At 52.9% G+C, this 16,474-nt stretch carries 15 protein-coding genes; 10 read left to right on the top strand and 5 right to left on the bottom strand.

What is annotated here, in order from left to right:
- The first annotated feature begins 437 nt into the window (after nucleotides 1-437).
- Nucleotides 438-1,460, top strand: a complete 1,023-nt coding sequence (holA, locus tag MJ257_RS14645; protein ID WP_240269926.1) for a DNA polymerase III subunit delta — start codon at nucleotides 438-440, stop codon at nucleotides 1,458-1,460.
- 108 nt (nucleotides 1,461-1,568) lie between these two features.
- On the opposite strand, the gene rpsT is transcribed toward holA, so the two are convergent.
- Entirely contained in the window at nucleotides 1,569-1,841 is a 273-nt protein-coding gene (rpsT, locus tag MJ257_RS14640) for a 30S ribosomal protein S20 (RefSeq protein ID WP_240269925.1), read from the bottom strand.
- 206 nt (nucleotides 1,842-2,047) lie between these two features.
- Here rpsT and gpr point away from each other — a divergent pair, with 206 nt between their 5' ends.
- The 4 genes from gpr to MJ257_RS14620 all read left to right on the top strand — a co-directional run bounded on the left by gpr (nucleotide 2,048) and on the right by MJ257_RS14620 (nucleotide 6,303).
- A complete protein-coding gene (gpr, locus tag MJ257_RS14635; protein ID WP_240269924.1) occupies nucleotides 2,048-3,061 on the top strand; it encodes a GPR endopeptidase in 1,014 nt (337 codons plus the stop codon).
- A 146-nt stretch (nucleotides 3,062-3,207) separates the two neighbouring features.
- Nucleotides 3,208-4,602, top strand: a complete 1,395-nt coding sequence (locus MJ257_RS14630) for a stage II sporulation protein P (RefSeq protein ID WP_240269923.1) — start codon at nucleotides 3,208-3,210, stop codon at nucleotides 4,600-4,602.
- A 31-nt stretch (nucleotides 4,603-4,633) separates the two neighbouring features.
- Nucleotides 4,634-5,140: a hypothetical protein gene (locus MJ257_RS14625; protein ID WP_240269922.1), complete on the top strand. Its 507-nt coding sequence runs from the start codon at nucleotides 4,634-4,636 to the stop codon at nucleotides 5,138-5,140.
- Nucleotides 5,141-5,232: 92 nt separating this feature from the next.
- Nucleotides 5,233-6,303 carry a LacI family DNA-binding transcriptional regulator gene (locus tag MJ257_RS14620; RefSeq protein ID WP_193416396.1) on the top strand — a complete coding sequence of 357 codons (1,071 nt, stop codon included), beginning with the start codon at nucleotides 5,233-5,235 and terminating at the stop codon, nucleotides 6,301-6,303.
- A 94-nt stretch (nucleotides 6,304-6,397) separates the two neighbouring features.
- Here MJ257_RS14620 and MJ257_RS14615 read toward each other — a convergent pair whose 3' ends face one another.
- From MJ257_RS14615 to MJ257_RS14600, 4 genes are all read right to left on the bottom strand, one after another.
- Nucleotides 6,398-7,582 carry a glycoside hydrolase family 130 protein gene (locus tag MJ257_RS14615; RefSeq protein ID WP_240269921.1) on the bottom strand — a complete coding sequence of 395 codons (1,185 nt, stop codon included), beginning with the start codon at nucleotides 7,580-7,582 and terminating at the stop codon, nucleotides 6,398-6,400.
- Nucleotides 7,583-7,625: 43 nt separating this feature from the next.
- Nucleotides 7,626-8,822, bottom strand: a complete 1,197-nt coding sequence (locus tag MJ257_RS14610) for an AGE family epimerase/isomerase (protein ID WP_240269920.1) — start codon at nucleotides 8,820-8,822, stop codon at nucleotides 7,626-7,628.
- A 13-nt stretch (nucleotides 8,823-8,835) separates the two neighbouring features.
- Entirely contained in the window at nucleotides 8,836-9,795 is a 960-nt protein-coding gene (locus MJ257_RS14605; RefSeq protein WP_240269930.1) for a glycoside hydrolase family 113, read from the bottom strand.
- A 175-nt stretch (nucleotides 9,796-9,970) separates the two neighbouring features.
- Nucleotides 9,971-10,993 carry a substrate-binding domain-containing protein gene (locus MJ257_RS14600; protein ID WP_155605618.1) on the bottom strand — a complete coding sequence of 341 codons (1,023 nt, stop codon included), beginning with the start codon at nucleotides 10,991-10,993 and terminating at the stop codon, nucleotides 9,971-9,973.
- 251 nt (nucleotides 10,994-11,244) lie between these two features.
- Here MJ257_RS14600 and MJ257_RS14595 point away from each other — a divergent pair, with 251 nt between their 5' ends.
- The 5 genes from MJ257_RS14595 (at nucleotide 11,245) to MJ257_RS14575 (ending at nucleotide 16,469) form a co-directional block, all read left to right on the top strand.
- Complete coding sequence (locus tag MJ257_RS14595) at nucleotides 11,245-12,600, top strand: ABC transporter substrate-binding protein (RefSeq protein ID WP_240269919.1); 1,356 nt, start codon at nucleotides 11,245-11,247, stop codon at nucleotides 12,598-12,600.
- 120 nt (nucleotides 12,601-12,720) lie between these two features.
- Complete coding sequence (locus MJ257_RS14590) at nucleotides 12,721-13,596, top strand: carbohydrate ABC transporter permease (protein ID WP_240269918.1); 876 nt, start codon at nucleotides 12,721-12,723, stop codon at nucleotides 13,594-13,596.
- Nucleotides 13,597-13,599: 3 nt separating this feature from the next.
- Nucleotides 13,600-14,433 carry a carbohydrate ABC transporter permease gene (locus tag MJ257_RS14585; protein WP_155605616.1) on the top strand — a complete coding sequence of 278 codons (834 nt, stop codon included), beginning with the start codon at nucleotides 13,600-13,602 and terminating at the stop codon, nucleotides 14,431-14,433.
- A gap of 36 nt (nucleotides 14,434-14,469) precedes the next feature.
- Nucleotides 14,470-15,492, top strand: a complete 1,023-nt coding sequence (locus tag MJ257_RS14580) for a glycoside hydrolase family 130 protein (protein WP_240269917.1) — start codon at nucleotides 14,470-14,472, stop codon at nucleotides 15,490-15,492.
- Nucleotides 15,493-15,512: 20 nt separating this feature from the next.
- The gene (locus MJ257_RS14575; RefSeq protein ID WP_240269916.1) at nucleotides 15,513-16,469 is read left to right on the top strand and encodes an alpha/beta fold hydrolase; all 957 of its coding nucleotides are present in this window, start codon (nucleotides 15,513-15,515) and stop codon (nucleotides 16,467-16,469) included.
- The last annotated feature ends 5 nt before the right edge of the window (nucleotides 16,470-16,474 follow it).

Here is a 16,474-nt window from a genome sequence, read left to right as displayed (position 1 = left end):
ATTATTGAAGACGTATTTCTGCAGCTCCTCAACTTGCCTTCACCCATCTAACGGAACTCAGCGGCGCTATTTGTGCGTTCGCCGATGCCCTGATTTCTAATGGACCGAGGAGACCTTATTTCTGACAAATTCTGCTCAGTTGGCGTTGATAGAGTCCAATAAGGACTGTGGAGTCCGTTACAGCGGGAAATACCCGGGAAATGAGCAAATAAGGGCTGTACAGTCCGTTACGATTCGTTGCCGCATCATCACAGCAACATCCCCTCATCCAATCGCATTCGATCACCCAACCGCCGCTTACGCTAACCCACCGCTTTGCTGGATTACGTGTTACTTTACGCTATATCGACTGGACTGCCCCAAACAGAGCTTGGACGAATGAGCAAAATCAAAGTATGATGGAAAGAGGCAATGAAGACGGAAGGAAGATCACACGGATGGACGCAAAGCAAGCGATGAAAGACATTAAACAGGGGCGGATCTCCCCATTATATGTATGTTTCGGCACGGAAAAATATCAGATTCAGGAGTTCGTTGGCCTGCTCCAGGAGCGGTTGGTTGACCGGGATCAAAAGGATTTTGCCCTCGCCACCTTCGATTTGGCGGAGACCCCGATCGAAGCAGTGGTCGAGGAGGCGGAGACGATGCCGTTCCTCGTGGAGCGCAAGCTGATCGTCGTGCGCGACTCTGCACTGCTTGCCGCGGGCGGCAAGGAAGGCGGCAAGATCGAGCATAAGGTGGAGGCGCTCCTGACGTATATCGGCAATCCGGCGGAACATAGCGTGATCGTGTTTGTCGTGAACGGCGAAAAGCTGGACGAGCGGAAGAAGGTCGTCAAAGCGATCAAGTCGGCCGGTACGGTGTTGTCCTTCATGCCGCTGGGCGGCGGTGAGCTGGTGCAATGGGTCGTGCAAGAGGTAGAGAAACGCGGCTGCCGAATCGGACGGGATGCCGCGGAGGCGCTGATTGCGGCGAGCGGCGTGCAGATGGCCGCATTGGCTGCGGAAGCGGACAAGCTCTGCTTGTACGCCGGAGCCGGCGGCATGATCGATACCGCGGCGGTCGAGCAACTGGTGGCCCGCAGCACGGAGCAAAACGTGTTCGTGATGGTGGAACATATCGCGGCAATTCGGATGGAGCAGGCGCTTGGCATTTTCTACGAGCTGCTGAAGCAACGCGAGGAGCCGATCAAGATCGCGGCGCTGATCGCCCGTCAGTTCCGGATCATGCTGCAAGTGAAAGAGCTTGGACGCCAAAGCTACTCGCAGCAGCAGATCGCCTCGCAATTGAGCTTACATCCCTATGTCGTGAAGCTGGCCGGGGACCAGGCCCGTAAATTTGAGGTCGGCCGGTTGAAAGCTATTTTGTCCGAGCTGGCAGAGCTGGACTACCGGATGAAAAGCGGGCAGATCGACAAAGTCCTGGGGTTGGAGTTGTTTCTGCTTAAACTGGGGGCCTAAGGCGTCAGCCGCGCCCGGCACCCCCGGTAACCAAAAAGACCTGAACGATTTATCGTTCAGGTCTTTTTGAGCTTAGTTGAAGACTAACTTCGTTATCATTAACGAGGCTTACGCTTGGGACGTAAGTTCGTTCAATTTTTTAGCCAAGCGGGATTTCTTACGGGCAGCTGCATTCTTGTGGATCAAACCTTTGGTAACGGCTTTGTCCAATTTTTTAGTAGCAGCCACAAAAGCAGCTTTAGCTGCTTCAACTTCGTTGTTCGCCAAAGCGGTGTCGGCAGTTTTCACAGCCGTACGCAGGGCGGATTTTTGCGAAGCGTTCAGCGCGCGGCGTTTGTCGCTCGTCTTTACGCGTTTGATTGCGGATTTAATGTTAGGCATTGCATTCACCTCCTGTAAAGCATATATCAACCCAGATGATTCACAACTTAAAATATTTTATCACGCAAGATAGCAAAAAGCAATAAATTCATCATATCGAATCTCTCGATTTCGCGCAAGTTTTGCAGCCTAAACCGAGGGGATGCATAAACGCTTTCCCTCTCCCGCACAATAAAGGCAATCAGAGGAAATGGAGGTCATATGGCATGAATTTGGACTTACGGGAGTATTCCGTACGCACCGACTTGGCCGTTGAATCGAAGGAAATCGCGGAGACGGCCCATGGCGGACCGGTTCCCGGACTGAATGAGCAGGTCGAGGAGCGGGACGGAATCAAGACCACCCGGCTGGATGTGACCAACGAGGCGGCCTCGCGGCAAATCGGACGAGTTCAAGGGCATTATGTGACGCTGGAGGTTCCCGGCCTCCGGAATCAGGATACCGAGTTGCAGGAGAAGGTTGCCGCCGCGTTCGCGAAGGAGTTTACCGCATTTTTAAATAAAATCGGGGTCGAACCGGGAGCGAAGACGCTGATCGTCGGTCTGGGCAACTGGAACGTCACGCCGGACGCGCTTGGACCGCTGGTGGTGGAAAACGTGATGGTCACCCGCCATTACTTCGAGCTGACGCCGGACCAGGTGGCGCCGGGCTACCGCGAGGTCAGCGCGATCGCTCCCGGGGTGCTGGGGATTACCGGCATCGAATCAAGCGAAGTGGTGCAAGGGATCGTGGATCGGACGCGACCGGATCTGATCATCGCCATCGATGCGCTGGCTTCGCGCTCGTTAGAGCGGGTGAATACGACGATCCAGATCGCGGATATCGGCATTCATCCCGGCTCGGGGATCGGCAACAAGCGCAGGGGATTGACCAAGGAAATTCTGGGCGTGCCTTGCATCGCCATCGGCGTGCCAACGGTGTGCTACGCATCCACGATCGTCAATAATGTATTCGATTTGATGAAAAACCATTTCAATCAAGAGAGCGACGACGGGAACGCGCCCACCCAACAGATCATGGGCATGCTGAACGACTTAAGCGAAAGCGAACGGCTAGGTCTCGTCAAAGAGGTGCTCGAACCGCTGGGTCATGACCTGATCGTCACTCCGAAGGAAATCGACGAGTTCATCGAAGACGTGGCCAACGTGATCGCCAGCGGCTTAAACATCTCGCTGCACGAGGCGGTTACGCCGGACAACGTGGCGTCTTACACCCATTAACCCCGTGTCCGCTTCTCTCCCGAATCTCAAGGAAATCCGCGAATCTAGCGGATTTCTTTTTTTTGTGAGAATTCGAGGTTCTAGCCCTTGAACTAGGTTCATAGATTTGGAATATAGTTTGAAAGCGGCTGGAGGAGGACACGCATATGAAATTCAAGGCTTGGAATCTAGGAAAAATGAGACGAAATCTGCTTCATGTTTTGGCGCTGGGACGCACATTTCTGCTGTTGTCGGTCATGTCGGTGATCTTCTTCATCATGCTGGGGGTGCTGGGCATCGCCGAGAAAAACCTGAATACCTCCCCGGTCTCTTCGATGAAGGGGCTGGCGGCCTCGCTGTCGAGCGGATTTTTCATGGATATGGTTGGCATGGAACTGCCGCACGCGGCTAGCGAGAAGCAGATGCCGGCGATCTCGGGGCGGCAGATGACGAATTTCGTCTTTCAACTGTTGACGGACGTCAATCCGTCCGATCCGAAAAGCCTGGTAGCCCGCGAAGTCCCGGGCCTGGGCGCCGATAGCCCGATCCTGCTGCGTACCGGCTCCGGTAATGGCACGGCCCAGGCGCCCGAGGATTACCGGCCGGGGGCGGGAGCGGACGGCAGCGCGCCGGATCATCCGGAGCCGAATGGCGAAGAAGGCGGAGAGGACGTGGACCCGGGAACGGGCGGCGAAGACCCGGGCGGAGCGCAGTCGCCGGCAGAGGAGCCGGGGAAGACAGAAGGCTCGTCCGGGGACCAGGGAGAGCCATCGGTCAAACCGGGCAACAAAAACATCGTGATGATCTATCATTCGCATCCGCAAGAATCTTTTAATCCGGTGCTAGGCACCAATGTAGATAATCCAAGCTCGGCGGAAGACAAGAAAAACGTCGGGCTGGTCGGCGAGGCGTTGGCGAAAGAGCTGGAACAAAAAGGTGTCGCCGCCTTGCATTCGTTCGAAAATTATGCCGCCAAGGTGAGCAATTACAACTACAACTATTCATATAAATATTCACGAGAGACCGTGAAGCAGGCGATGGCCGAAAACGGCAAGCTGCAATATTTTATCGACATTCACCGCGATTCACAGCGTCACGACAAAACGACCACGACCATCGACGGCGTGAATTACGCCCAGGTGTATTTCATTATCGGGCACGGCAACGAGAATTGGCGGGAGAATGAGAGATTCGCCAGCTCCATCCATGATCGTCTGGAAAAAGCCTATCCCGGGATTTCCCGAGGGATCTGGGGAAAGACGTCTTCTCAAGGCAACGGGGAATACAACCAGTCGCTGTCGCCGAACAGCGTCTTGATCGAAATCGGCGGCATCGACAACAGCGAAGAAGAGCTGGAGCGTACCGCCAAAGTGTTGGCCGGGATCCTGGCCGATCTGTATTGGGAAAGCCAGGACGCGGAGAAAGCGGGCAAGCTGACGAAAAGCGGTACGGACGGCATCGCGAACGGCAGCGCAGGCAACTCTAACAAAGGCTCGAGCAACTCCAACAAGGGTGCGAACGAGGGTTCAACGAAGTCCGGGGAAACGAGTAAGAAATCTTGATTTGAAATAAACGAAGCGACGGGGGATGGACATGGCTAAGATGCTGCGCAAAACATTGGTATACGGCCTATTACTGGCGGCGGGGGTGACGCTGGGGATGCAGCTCGCCGAAAGCGGAACAACCTCGGTATTCGGCCCCGGCTTTCAAACCGGGGGGACAACCGTGGGCACCAACGGACCATCCATAGCATATCCCTATCCGCAGCCGCAGCAATATAGCAACGGCTGGACAGCCGGCTCCGCCCCTGTATGGACAACCGGCCAAGGCAACGCCGCGCCGCAGGGGACGTCGGGCGGATACAGCCCGGCTCCCGGCTACGGTTATACTCCGTCAGGGACTGCCGCGCCAAGCGCGACGGATGACGGTTCGACCGCCTCGTCGGGCGGCCAGGCGATGCAAACGCCAGCGGACTTGCTGATGCCGCCGCCGTCGCCTCCGGCCATCGACCGGTTTGCGGACAAAGCGGCCCATCTGCTGCAGCAGGCGTCCCAGAAGAGCATTCATTGGGTAGCCTCCTTGTTTGGTCCCGGCGAATGAAATAGCGGTTTATAACGAAATCTGGATTTGTTATACTGCTGTTATATTGTTATGAATCCGTTCGTTATACGTTATTTCGGAGGTTAGAACTCTTGAAGAAAATTACGATGCAGCAAATCGCCGATCATTTAGGCGTCTCGAAATTCGTCGTATCCAAAGCTTTGTCCGGCAAGGGCGGGGTCAACGAGCAGACCCGGGAACGGGTCATTCAAGCCGCCTCTCAGCTCGGCTACTTTAACCAGAAGAACGGCTACGTCAAGAACGTCATTCCCTCGGGCACAACGCTGCCGGCGCCGGCTGGCAAGCAGTCGGTGCTGGTGTTGATGCCGAATATCCGGTTTCAAAACAAGGAATCGCTGTATTGGGGCCGGCTGCTGGAGGGCATCTCCCGGGAGCTGGAGGCACAGCAACTGGGGATGATCATCGTATCGGAACCCCGGGGCGACAATTTTATGCACATCCTGAATCCGGACGGCATTCTGGGAATGATCGGGGTCGGGCAAATCGCCACCTCATTCCTGTTGGAGGTGCACCGGATTGGACTGCCGATGGTCCTCGTTGATCATGAGGACCCGCTGATTCCCAGCGACACGGTCTTTGCGAACAACCTTGACGGGATGGCCCGCCTGACCACCCATTTGATCGGACTGGGGCACCGGGAATTGCACTTCTTGGGGAACTCGGCTTTCTCCCGAAGCTTCCGGGATCGCTGGATCGGTTACCGCAGCGCTTTGGAGGAGAATGGCCTAACACCTCAAGCGCCGGATGATCCGATGCTGCAGTTGGAAGGCATCGATACCGGGGCATACGGGGACGAGCTGCAAGGGTGGTTGGAACGGAGGAGAAAAGCAAAGACGCTCCCGACGGCGCTGGTATGCGCGAATGATTCCATCGCCATCCATGCCTGTACCGTCCTGGGTGAGATCGGGTTAACCGTGCCTGGGGACATCGTTGTAAGCGGGTTTGATAATATCGACGATGCGGCCCGCAACGCGCCGTCGATTACGACTATCCATGTGCCGAAAGAGGACCTCGGCCAGCGCGCGGTACGAAAGCTGATGGACCGGCTTGCTCATCCGGATGCGCCACAGGAAAAAATCATGATATCCGTCGAAACCGTGTACCGGGACTCTACCGCCGAACCACAACAGACCGGGCGATAGAAGGCGCTAACTGCCGCCGCCCTTCATACGAGAACAACCCAAAAGAGCGAACGACCAAGGAAACCTCCCTTAGCCGTTCGCTTTTTTTTAATAATTACAGACTTCCGTTCAGAAAATGCTCGTTTCGTTCAATCAAGTTGATTCGCTGCTGTACGCAGGCGTAGGAGCGCAGGGGATCCTCCGGCGTGTTCAACACATAGTCGAGAAGCCGATCCACCGTTGTCGTGGCGACGTGAATACGCGTGTCGGAGGAGGCGTAATAGATATAGATGTCGCCATTGTCGCGGGCGATGACACCGTTGCAGAACACGACGTTGGATACGTCGCCGACGCGCTCCTCGCCTTCCGGTGCGATCAGATGGCCACCCGGGCGATGCGTGACGCGCTGCGGCTTCTCGAGGTCAGAGAGAAAAGCGTATAGCACATAACGTAGTCCTGCTGCCGTTCCTCGTACGCCATGGGCGATATGCAACCAGCCTTGGTTCGTTTTGATCGGGGCTGGACCTTGGCCGTTCTTGACCTCTTTGATCGTATGGTACTTCCGGTCGTCCACGATGATTTCCTCGTCGATCACCGCACGCTCGATCGAATCGGACACCCCCCAGCCGATCCCGCCTCCGGAACCAGCGTCGATGAAGCCGTCCTGCGGACGGGTATAGAACGCGTATTTCCCGTCCACGAACTCGGGATGCAGCACGACGTTGCGCTGTTGCGGGGATTTTGTCTTCAGGTCGGCCAGCCGTTCCCAAGTGATCAGGTCCTTGGTACGGGCGATGCCGCACTGGGCGACGGCGCTCGATAAATCGCCCCGCGGAGCTTCGGGATCTTTACGCTCCGTGCAGAACAGGCCGTAGATCCAGCCGTCCTCATGCTGTACGATCCGCATGTCGTAGACGTTGACGTCTGGCTCCTCCGTTTCCGGCATCACCACCGGCTTATTCCAGAAGCGGAAGCCATCGACGCCGTTATCGCTCTCAGCAACTGCGAAGAACGATTTGCGGTCTACGCCCTCGACTCGTGCAATCAGGTAGAATTTTCCATTCAGCTCGATGGCACCCGGATTAAATACGCCGTTGACGCCGAGGCGTTCGGAGAAATATGGATTCGTGGCCGGGTTGAGATCGTATTTCCAAATGAGCGGCGCATGCTCCGCGGTTAGTACCGGATAACGATAGCGATCATACACCCCGTTGCCAAAAGGAACCTTCTCGTTGCGCCGTCCAATCAGCTGCTCGCAGCGTTCAGTAAGCTGCCGTTTTCTTTCGTCAAATAAGCTCATTCTATATTCCTCCGATCGATGAAATGGAATGAAAAGATGATAGCTATTGCTCGTGCCCCAGACGTTCCAACATTTCCAGGCAAGCGCGACTGTTGTGGTAAGGGCATTTCCACGGGCTGACCTTCGGCTCGCCCGGCAGCGGGTCGCCGCTTCGGTCTACGCCCCAGAACCATTCGCCGTTCTCGCGGTCCACCAGATACGTCTGGATAAATCTCCAGGAATGGGCCGCCGCATCCCGGTACTTCGCGTCACCGGTCAGTTGATAAGCGTTGTAAAAGCCAACCATCGCTTCCGCTTGCGGCCACCAGTCTTTATGATCATCGGTTAGGCCGTCTGAATCGGCTTCGTTCCATATGCCGCCGTCTAGGTCTACGCCTTCCATATATACGGCCTCCGCCATTGCTACGGCGATGTCCTTCACGCGCTGCGTCAGCACGGGGATACCCAGCACCTCAGCAGCCTCCACAAGCAGCCAGCTGCCTTCGATATCATGGCCATACGAGACATGATGTCCCTTGATCTCCCAGGTGTCATCGAAGAATAACAGAAAATGGGCGGTTTTCGGATCAATAATATGCTCCAGCGTCACATCAATCAATTCGGATAAGCTGTTTTGCAGCTCGGGGGATTTCCACACCCGGTACAGATTGGTGTATGCCTCCAGCACGTGCAGGTGCGTATTCATGGATTTCTTCTCGTTTAAATCCTTATTGCTGAGACTTAAGTCTTCGGTTGGTTTCCAATCGCGCGCGAGCGCTTCAATATAACCTTTGTGAACCGGATCATAGCCATGCTGCTCCAGGAGACGGTAAAGCTCGATCGCCCGTTCTAACACCTCGGTATTGGAGGTCACGCGATAATATTCCGCCAAAGCATAAATAACGAATGCTTGCCCGTAAACCTGCTTTTTGTCCTGGACCGGAATGCCTTGCGCATCGACCATCCAATAGAAGCCGCCGTACTCGGGATCTGCAAAATACGCCTTCAGGTAATCGTAAGCACGCTCCGCCATCTCCAGGTATTTCGGAACAGGGAAGAGGCGGTAGGCGGAAGCGAAGGTCCAAAGGATCCGGGCATTCAGCACCAGTCCTTTATCGGCATCGAGATTCTTGTTGAGGTGCGGATCGATGTAGCCGACAAAACCGCCTTGTTGCCCGTCAACCGTATGATCGGTCCAAAACGCCAGAATGTTGGCCTGCAGCTCCTGCTGCAGTTGTGATTTCCAATCAGGGGTTTTCACGAAAAAAGCCTCCTTAATCTTCTATCGCGCTAAGTTTGACGGCATAAGCTTCGGCCACGATCTTTTCCGCCTTTTTGCCATAAATGCAGTAACCATCATGCGTTGCCGCCTGGTTCCGTTCATATAGCCGCGCCGGCCAATCCCACAGCATAAAGCCGCGAACCCAGTCGCGCTCCCCGCATTTTTGCAGCATTGTGCGGTAATATTCCGCTTGCTCATCCTCGCTAACTGCGCCTTGCAGTGTCCAGTCGTTGGGAAGCATCGCCGAACCTGTGCGGCTGGGGCAGCCGGCTTCCATAAATAAAAATGGTTTGCCGAATTTTTGGATAACGCTTTCAATTCGGTCTAACTGGCGATCCCAATCCCCGATCGGGTAATAGCCGCTGGAACTAATCAGATCGAGTGCGTCCCACCATGTTACGTTGTCCTCTTGATATTTGTCGCAGTTGTAGGTCAACGGCCCGTGGTAAATCTGACGGACATCGGCGATTAAGGCGCGCCATTCCGCTTCCCGCCGGTCGGTTTGCACCATTTCGCAGCCGATACAGAACATCTCGCATCCGGTCTCCTCGGCGATTTGCGCGAAGTGCAGAATATAGGCACGGTAGGAGGTAAACCAATCGGACCATTTCGGTTCGCAGGGCACGTCTTTATCAAAAAAATTAATGTGCGCCCGCCAAGTCCCGTCCGCGCAGTTCACGATCGGCTTCAGGCATGCCTTGAGCCCGAGCGAATGCGCCTTACGAATCGCCCACCTGATTTCCTCGTCCATCACCGTCGGTGCTTCCCAGTAGGGGATCTCTGTCGAGAAGGCGGTCGCTTGTAATGCGGCAAAAGCAATGGCCGTCCAGTTACTCCCGGTGACTGCTGCCATTGTTTCCATGGAACGAGCCGCGGTTTCGTTACCCCAGTCGCCTCTGATCCCCATAAATCCCCAAGTCATCCCGGCAATATACGGTTCGATCGATTGCATCATGTAGATTCACCTCATCATCCATTACTTGATTTTTGTTATCATTTGTTATTTGCATTATGATAACAAACATCGATTTATGACATAACTATATAACGATTAAACGGGAGATTCAACCATTTTATTTTAGGATTTGTTAGCGTGTTTTTGCCTAAATACACAAAGAACCCGCCGACTATTCGGCGGGTTCAGTATGAAGGGTTTTGACGGAATTGCGATAGATGATCTTGCCCTGCACCAGCATGCGGCCGATGCGGCGATGGGGGTTGGACACTTTATCCATGATCGCCTTGACGGCGGAACGGGCCATCTGCTCAATATCCACCTCGACCGTTGTTAGCGGCGGGTTCGCCAGTGTTGCGTAAACGTCGTTGTCGAATCCGACAATCGAGCAGTCATCCGGAACGCGGTAACCCATGTTGTTTAGACGCTCGCCAAAAATATAGGCAACCTGGTCACAGTTACAGACGAACGCGGTAGGCATTTGTTCCGGAAGCTCAATATCGATATAAGCGCCATGTTCGTCACGATCATTGAGTAACAGGCGCTCATTTAACGCCATTCCGTGTTCCAGCAACGATTTGTAATAACCTAGGAAACGATCCTGGATACTGCTGGTGGAATAGATGTTGCCTACAAAGGCGATGTCGCGATGGCCGCATTGGATCAAATAATTGGTGATCTCGTATGCGCCGTAAAAGTTATCGGTAACGATCGAATCGATCGCGGCATGCTCATCGTAAAAGTCGAGAAACAGCTTCGGCAACTCCATATTTTGCACCGTTTCGATGTACTTCTTGCTGACCTGCCCCAAAATAATGATGCCGTCCACCTTATTCTCGCTGTAGACTCGCGGAAAATTCAGCTGTTCTTCGTCTTCACTGCTTAATATGTTTAAAATTCCGAAGTAGCCGTAGTGGTCCAATTGAATGGCGATCTGCTGATAGACCTGCAAATAAAAGGACTCCCGGAGCCCCGTAAACCGCTGCGGTATCATGACTCCAATATTATATGAAAGTCCGTCCTTGATCGATTTGGCCGCTGAGTTGAAGCGGTAACCCATTTCGCCGGCTACCTTTTTGATCTTCAGCTTCAGGGTGTCGCTAACGCCTTCTTTGTCATTCAGCGCTTTGGATACCGTTACACTGCTGACGCCTAGCTTGTCGGCGATATCTTTCATCGTTATGTTGCTTTTCATGAACTTGTATTCACCATCCCGTTAAATCGTTTCATGAGAGCCAATCGACCTAAAATCCAGTATACCTATTCTATCGGTAAATAGAAAGATAAGAAGTAGGTCGGACTTAATAAAAACCTAATATAACCTGAAAAATTACTTTACAAAATAAAAATATATCGACTTCATTATTGACGAGAAAGCGTATTCAATATAGAATCGTATGTAGTTTATCGATAACCTAATTTATAAACTGAAAGGGGTTAACAGAAATGAGAAAAAGTAAATCGTTTCTCGGCTTGATGGCCTTGATGCTTGTCCTGACTCTACTGGCAGGCTGTGGAGGGAACAACAAGAACAACGCGGCTCAGAACAATGTGACGGGGAATACCGGAACTGAAAGCACCAGCTCAGAGCAACCAGCGGGCGGAGATATCTCTGGAGAAATTACCGTCATTACCCAAAGAACAGACATCGTGGATACGGTATTCAAAGATTACGCGGCCGAGTTCAATAAGGAATATCCGAATGTCAAAGTGAAGTTTCAAGCACTTTCCGACTATGAAGGACAAATTACGGTTCGGATGAACTCCGACGATTACGGCGATGTTCTGCTGCTTCCTACCAGCATTCCGCTCGCGGATACCCCAGAGTTCTTCGAACCGCTCGGTACATTGGAGGAACTGAGCAAGCAGTACATCGGTTTGGAAGAGAGAACCGTAGACGGGCAATCTTACGGCATTCCGATCGCAGTGAACTTCTCCGGTATTTTGTACAACAAGAAAGTGTTCAATGACGCCGGCGTAACGACGACACCAAGAACGCCGGACGAATTTTTAGCGGCTTTGCAGAAAATCAAAGACAAAGGCGACGCGATTCCTCTATACAGCAACTATGCGGACAGCTGGCCTTTGACCCAATGGGAAGCTGTATTGACTACCGTTGCCGGAAGCGTCGACTACGTCAACGTTACGCAACCCAACACGGACGACAACTTCGTTCCTGGACAACCGCACTATGAACTGTACAAAGTGATGTACGACACCGCGAAACAAGGTTTAATTGAAGAAGACCCAACCACGACGAACTGGGAAGCCTCCAAAGCCGACATGGCCAATGGCAAAATCGGGGCCATGGTGCTGGGTTCGTGGGCGATCGGGCAGGTTCAAGGGTTAGCTGAGAATCCAGATGACATCGCTTACATGCCTTTCCCGACGAATGCCAAGGAAATCATTATGCCACTCGCCGACGACTATACGCTAGGCATCAGCAAGCACAGCAAGAACAAAGAAGCGGCAAGAGCTTGGCTGGACTGGTTCATCAATAAATCCGGATATCCTACGGAACAAGCAGGCGGCATGAGCCCGGTTGTAGGCGCTCCGCTTCCTGAAACGCTGAAGCAATTCGAAGGGTCCGATGTGAAGTTTGAATTGCAAACCCCTGCACAGCCAGGCCAAGAAGGTTTGGTGGACAAAATCGACAAGGATGCAGAAATCGGCTTGTGGCAACCTGAATTTAAGAAACGGATCATGGAAGCCGCGATCGGCAACCTCGATGAATCCTATGACGACATCATGAAGGATCTGAACGACGCCTGGATCAAATCCCGCGCCAAATTTGCGAAATAACTTCGGTCACCGGGGAGACAAAACTTGCAAGGGGAACGTGCTGAATGTGCGTTTCCCTTGTGATCTTGGTCAAGGAGAGACAGATATAGGCATTTTTCAGAGTTTTTGGAGGTGTGAGTGGTGTTCAAAAATTTAAGCTACAAAACCCAGCGGAAAGTGATCATCTTCGCCTTCTCGCTGATCCCGGTCGCCTTATTGTTCACTTTCGCCTACTTGCCGGTATTTAATATGTTCAAATACAGCTTCACCAATTGGAACGGTTATAGCAAGCATTACGATTTCGTAGGGTTTGAGAACTACAAGACGATTTTTACCGACTCCAAGTATTTCACCGTCTTTAAGGTCAGCTTATATTATTTCGGCGCGACCTTCGTTCAAATGGCTTTAGCTCTTTATTTCGCGACGATTTTAAGCTTTAAAGTACGGCTCAAAAACTTTTTCAAAGGGGTCTTGTTCTTTCCTTACCTCCTAAACGGGGTAGCCATCGGGTTCATTTTCCTGTTCTTCTTCCGTCCGGACGGTACGCTGGATACCTTAATGCAATCGGTGGGGCTCGGCGCCTTTACGCAGGGATGGCTGAAAAACCCAAACATCATCAACATCTCGCTGGCAGGCGCGTCCTTGTGGAGATATATGGGCTTTAACTTCATTATTTTCCTAGGAGCGATATCCTCGATCGGTTCCGATATTTACGAGGCTGCCGAGATCGACGGGGCCAACCGCTGGCACCAGTTCCGCCATATCATTATCCCGAGCATTATGAAAATCGTGCAGCTCAACCTGATCCTCGCCATCAGCGGCGCGATCAGTGCCTTCGACATTCCGTATATTATGACCGGCGGCTCTAACGGAAGTAACACGTTCGTCATCCAGACGGTGACCACCGCGTTTAAATATAACAAGCTTGGCCTCGCTTCCGCCATGGCGGTCGTCCTGCTGTTCATCGTCATCATCGTGACCCTGCTGCAGCGCATGTTGATCAAGGAGGAGAAGTAAGCCATGTATAGATTGAAATATGCCGCCACGTCCTTCATTAAATATATCAGCTTGCTGCTGGGCGCTTTCGCGGCGTTGGTTCCCATCGTCGTCGTGCTGTTTGCTTCCTTTAAAACGAATAAGGAATACGGCTCGACCAGCCCATTGACGCCGCCTGAGAACTGGCTGAACTTCGCCAACTATTCCAAAGCTTTTCTTAACGGAAAAATGCTGCTAGGCTTCGGGAACACGGTGATCATCGTGATTGTTTCAATCCTCGGCGCCACCTTGATCGGCTCGATGATCGCTTACGTCTTGAACCGCTTCAAATTCCGCGGCAACAAGTTGCTGATGGGCGCCTTCTTACTGGCGACCCTGATTCCAAGCGTGACGACCCAGGTCGCCACTTTCCGAATCATCAATTTCTTTCACCTGGTCGATACGCGCTTTGCCCCGATTTTGCTCTACTTGGGCACGGATATTATTGCCGTGTATATCTTCATGCAGTTTCTGGATTCGATATCCGAATCTCTGGACGAATCGGCCATGCTGGACGGTGCTTCTTATTTTACGATTTACTGGCGGATTATTCTACCACTGCTCGCCCCGGCCATTGTCACCGTCATTATCGTGAAGGGCGTCAATATCTATAACGATTTCTATACGCCGTTCCTGTATATGCCTAGCGAGGATCTGCAGGTGATCTCCACCGCACTGTTCAAGTTTAAAGGCCCTTACGGTTCACAATGGGAAGTCATCTGTGCAGGGATCATGATTACGATTGTGCCGATCTTGATCGCTTTTGTATCGCTGCAGAAATACATTTACAACGGATTCGCGCAAGGCTCGGTCAAATAAACGCACTCATCTGATTGAATTGGAAGGGGTAACCTCATGAGCACAGTGAAAATTATTGGAGAGAACCTGCCGAATATCCCATGGCAAGACAAACCGGAGTCTGCGGCAGGACCCGTATGGAGACATAGCGCTAACCCCGTCGTGAAGAGAAATCCGGCCAAGGGTATCGCGCGGATTTTCAATAGCGCGGTCGTTCCTTACGGAGGCCGTTTCGTTGGTGTTTTCCGCGCCGAAACGATTAACGGTCGTCCTCATCTGCATGTAGGTTGGAGTAATGACGGCTATGACTGGAAAATCGACGAGGAACGGATTTTATTCGTAGATGAACAAGGGAAGCCGTTCCAACCGAATTATGCGTACGATCCCCGGTTGGTGAAGGTGGAGGATATCTACTATATTATTTGGTGCACCGATTTTTACGGCGCGTCAATCGGCGTGGCCACAACTCAGGACTTCAAGACGTTTGTTCGCTTGGAAAATCCGTTCCTGCCGTTTAACCGCAACGGCGTGTTGTTCCCGCGGAAAATCGGCGGCAATTTCGTGATGTTGTCTCGCCCAAGCGATAGCGGCCACACGCCGTTTGGCGACATCTTCCTTAGCGAAAGCCCGGATTTCGTTTATTGGGGCAAACATCGCCATGTGATGACCAAGGGCGGGCAAGGTTGGTGGCAATCGGTGAAGATCGGCGGAGGCCCGGCTCCCATCGAAACGTCCGAGGGTTGGCTGATGTTTTATCATGGCGTGACTGGGACGTGTAACGGACTGGTTTACAGTATGGGCGCGGTAATCTTGGATAAAGACGAACCTTCTCGCGTGAAATACCGCTCCAGCACCTACGTGCTGACGCCGGAAGAATGGTATGAGGAGCGTGGCTTCGTGCCCAATGTGGTGTTTCCGTGTGCCGCCCTTACCGATGCTGATACAGGGCGAATCACCATTTACTACGGAGCTGCGGACACCTATGTAGGCGTCGCCTATACGACGGTGCAGGAGATCGTGGATTATGTAAAAGCTACGCATGAGGAAGTCGGAGACGACGCCGATATCGGAAGAATGTAGCGGGAACGGGAGGCGCCGAGATGGCTAACGATAAATTGGTGGACTTGTTAACATACGAGGGGAGCAGTCCCAAACCTGACGACTTCGACGCTTATTGGGCGCGGGCCTTGGGTGAATTGGACGCCCAACCGCTCAAATACGAGTTGGTCCCGGCGGATTTTCAGACACCGCTCGCGGAATGTTACCATCTGTATTTCATGGGAGTAGGCGGAGCACGGGTTCATGCGAAATTGGCGAAACCCAAACACCCGCAGGGTCGAGGAGCAGGGCTGGCTTTATTCCACGGGTATCATACCGGAAGCGGAGATTGGTCGGATAAAGCGGCGTATGCGGCTCATGGCATTACAGTCATTGCCATGGATTGCCGGGGGCAAGGCGGTTTGTCTGAGGATAACCTGAACGTTAGGGGAACAACGCTGAAAGGACATATCATTCGCGGGATCGACGAAGACAACCCGGATCAGCTGTATTACCGCAATGTATTTCTCGATCTCGTCCAAACCGTGCGGATCTTGATGACGATGGAACAGGTCGAACCCGATCGAATCGGCGTGCACGGCTGCTCACAGGGAGGCGCTTTAGCCTTGGCCTGTGCCGCGCTGGAGCCGCGGGTGAAGCTGACCATTGCGGTGTACCCGTTCCTAACGGACTACAAGAAGGCATGGGAAATGGAAGTCACCAGTTCTGCGTACGAGGAGTTGGCCTACTACTTCCGGTTTATGGATCCTCTGCACCAGAAGCAGGACGATTTCTTCAACAAATTGGGCTACATCGATGTTCAGAATCTCGCCGATCGCATAAGGGCAAGGGTCATCTTCGTCACCGGCTTGGCCGATACGATCTGCCCGCCCTATACGCAATTTGCGGCCTATAACAAGATCCTATCGGAGAAGGAACTGGTGGTTTATCATGAATACGGTCATGAATATTTGCCTTATTTGGGCGACCGGGTTCTTCTGGAGATGTTGAAGCTGTAAACGGA

Source organism: Paenibacillus timonensis, from assembly GCF_022427145.1.
Lineage (GTDB): Bacteria > Bacillota > Bacilli > Paenibacillales > Paenibacillaceae > Fontibacillus > Fontibacillus timonensis.
Note: the sequence above shows the minus strand (reverse complement) of the source record. Positions and strands in the feature narration are given on the sequence as shown.

Coding starts and splice junctions, on each gene's coding strand:
- MJ257_RS14615 (WP_240269921.1), bottom strand. CDS start 7,582: ATGAGCTTATTTGACGAAAGAAAACGGCAGCTTACTGAACGCTGCGAG.
- MJ257_RS14625 (WP_240269922.1), top strand. CDS start 4,634: ATGGCTAAGATGCTGCGCAAAACATTGGTATACGGCCTATTACTGGCG.
- MJ257_RS14600 (WP_155605618.1), bottom strand. CDS start 10,993: ATGAAAAGCAACATAACGATGAAAGATATCGCCGACAAGCTAGGCGTC.
- MJ257_RS14575 (WP_240269916.1), top strand. CDS start 15,513: ATGGCTAACGATAAATTGGTGGACTTGTTAACATACGAGGGGAGCAGT.
- MJ257_RS14605 (WP_240269930.1), bottom strand. CDS start 9,795: ATGCAATCGATCGAACCGTATATTGCCGGGATGACTTGGGGATTTATG.
- rpsT (WP_240269925.1), bottom strand. CDS start 1,841: ATGCCTAACATTAAATCCGCAATCAAACGCGTAAAGACGAGCGACAAA.
- gpr (WP_240269924.1), top strand. CDS start 2,048: ATGAATTTGGACTTACGGGAGTATTCCGTACGCACCGACTTGGCCGTT.
- MJ257_RS14630 (WP_240269923.1), top strand. CDS start 3,208: ATGAAATTCAAGGCTTGGAATCTAGGAAAAATGAGACGAAATCTGCTT.
- MJ257_RS14580 (WP_240269917.1), top strand. CDS start 14,470: ATGAGCACAGTGAAAATTATTGGAGAGAACCTGCCGAATATCCCATGG.
- MJ257_RS14595 (WP_240269919.1), top strand. CDS start 11,245: ATGAGAAAAAGTAAATCGTTTCTCGGCTTGATGGCCTTGATGCTTGTC.
- MJ257_RS14585 (WP_155605616.1), top strand. CDS start 13,600: ATGTATAGATTGAAATATGCCGCCACGTCCTTCATTAAATATATCAGC.
- holA (WP_240269926.1), top strand. CDS start 438: ATGGACGCAAAGCAAGCGATGAAAGACATTAAACAGGGGCGGATCTCC.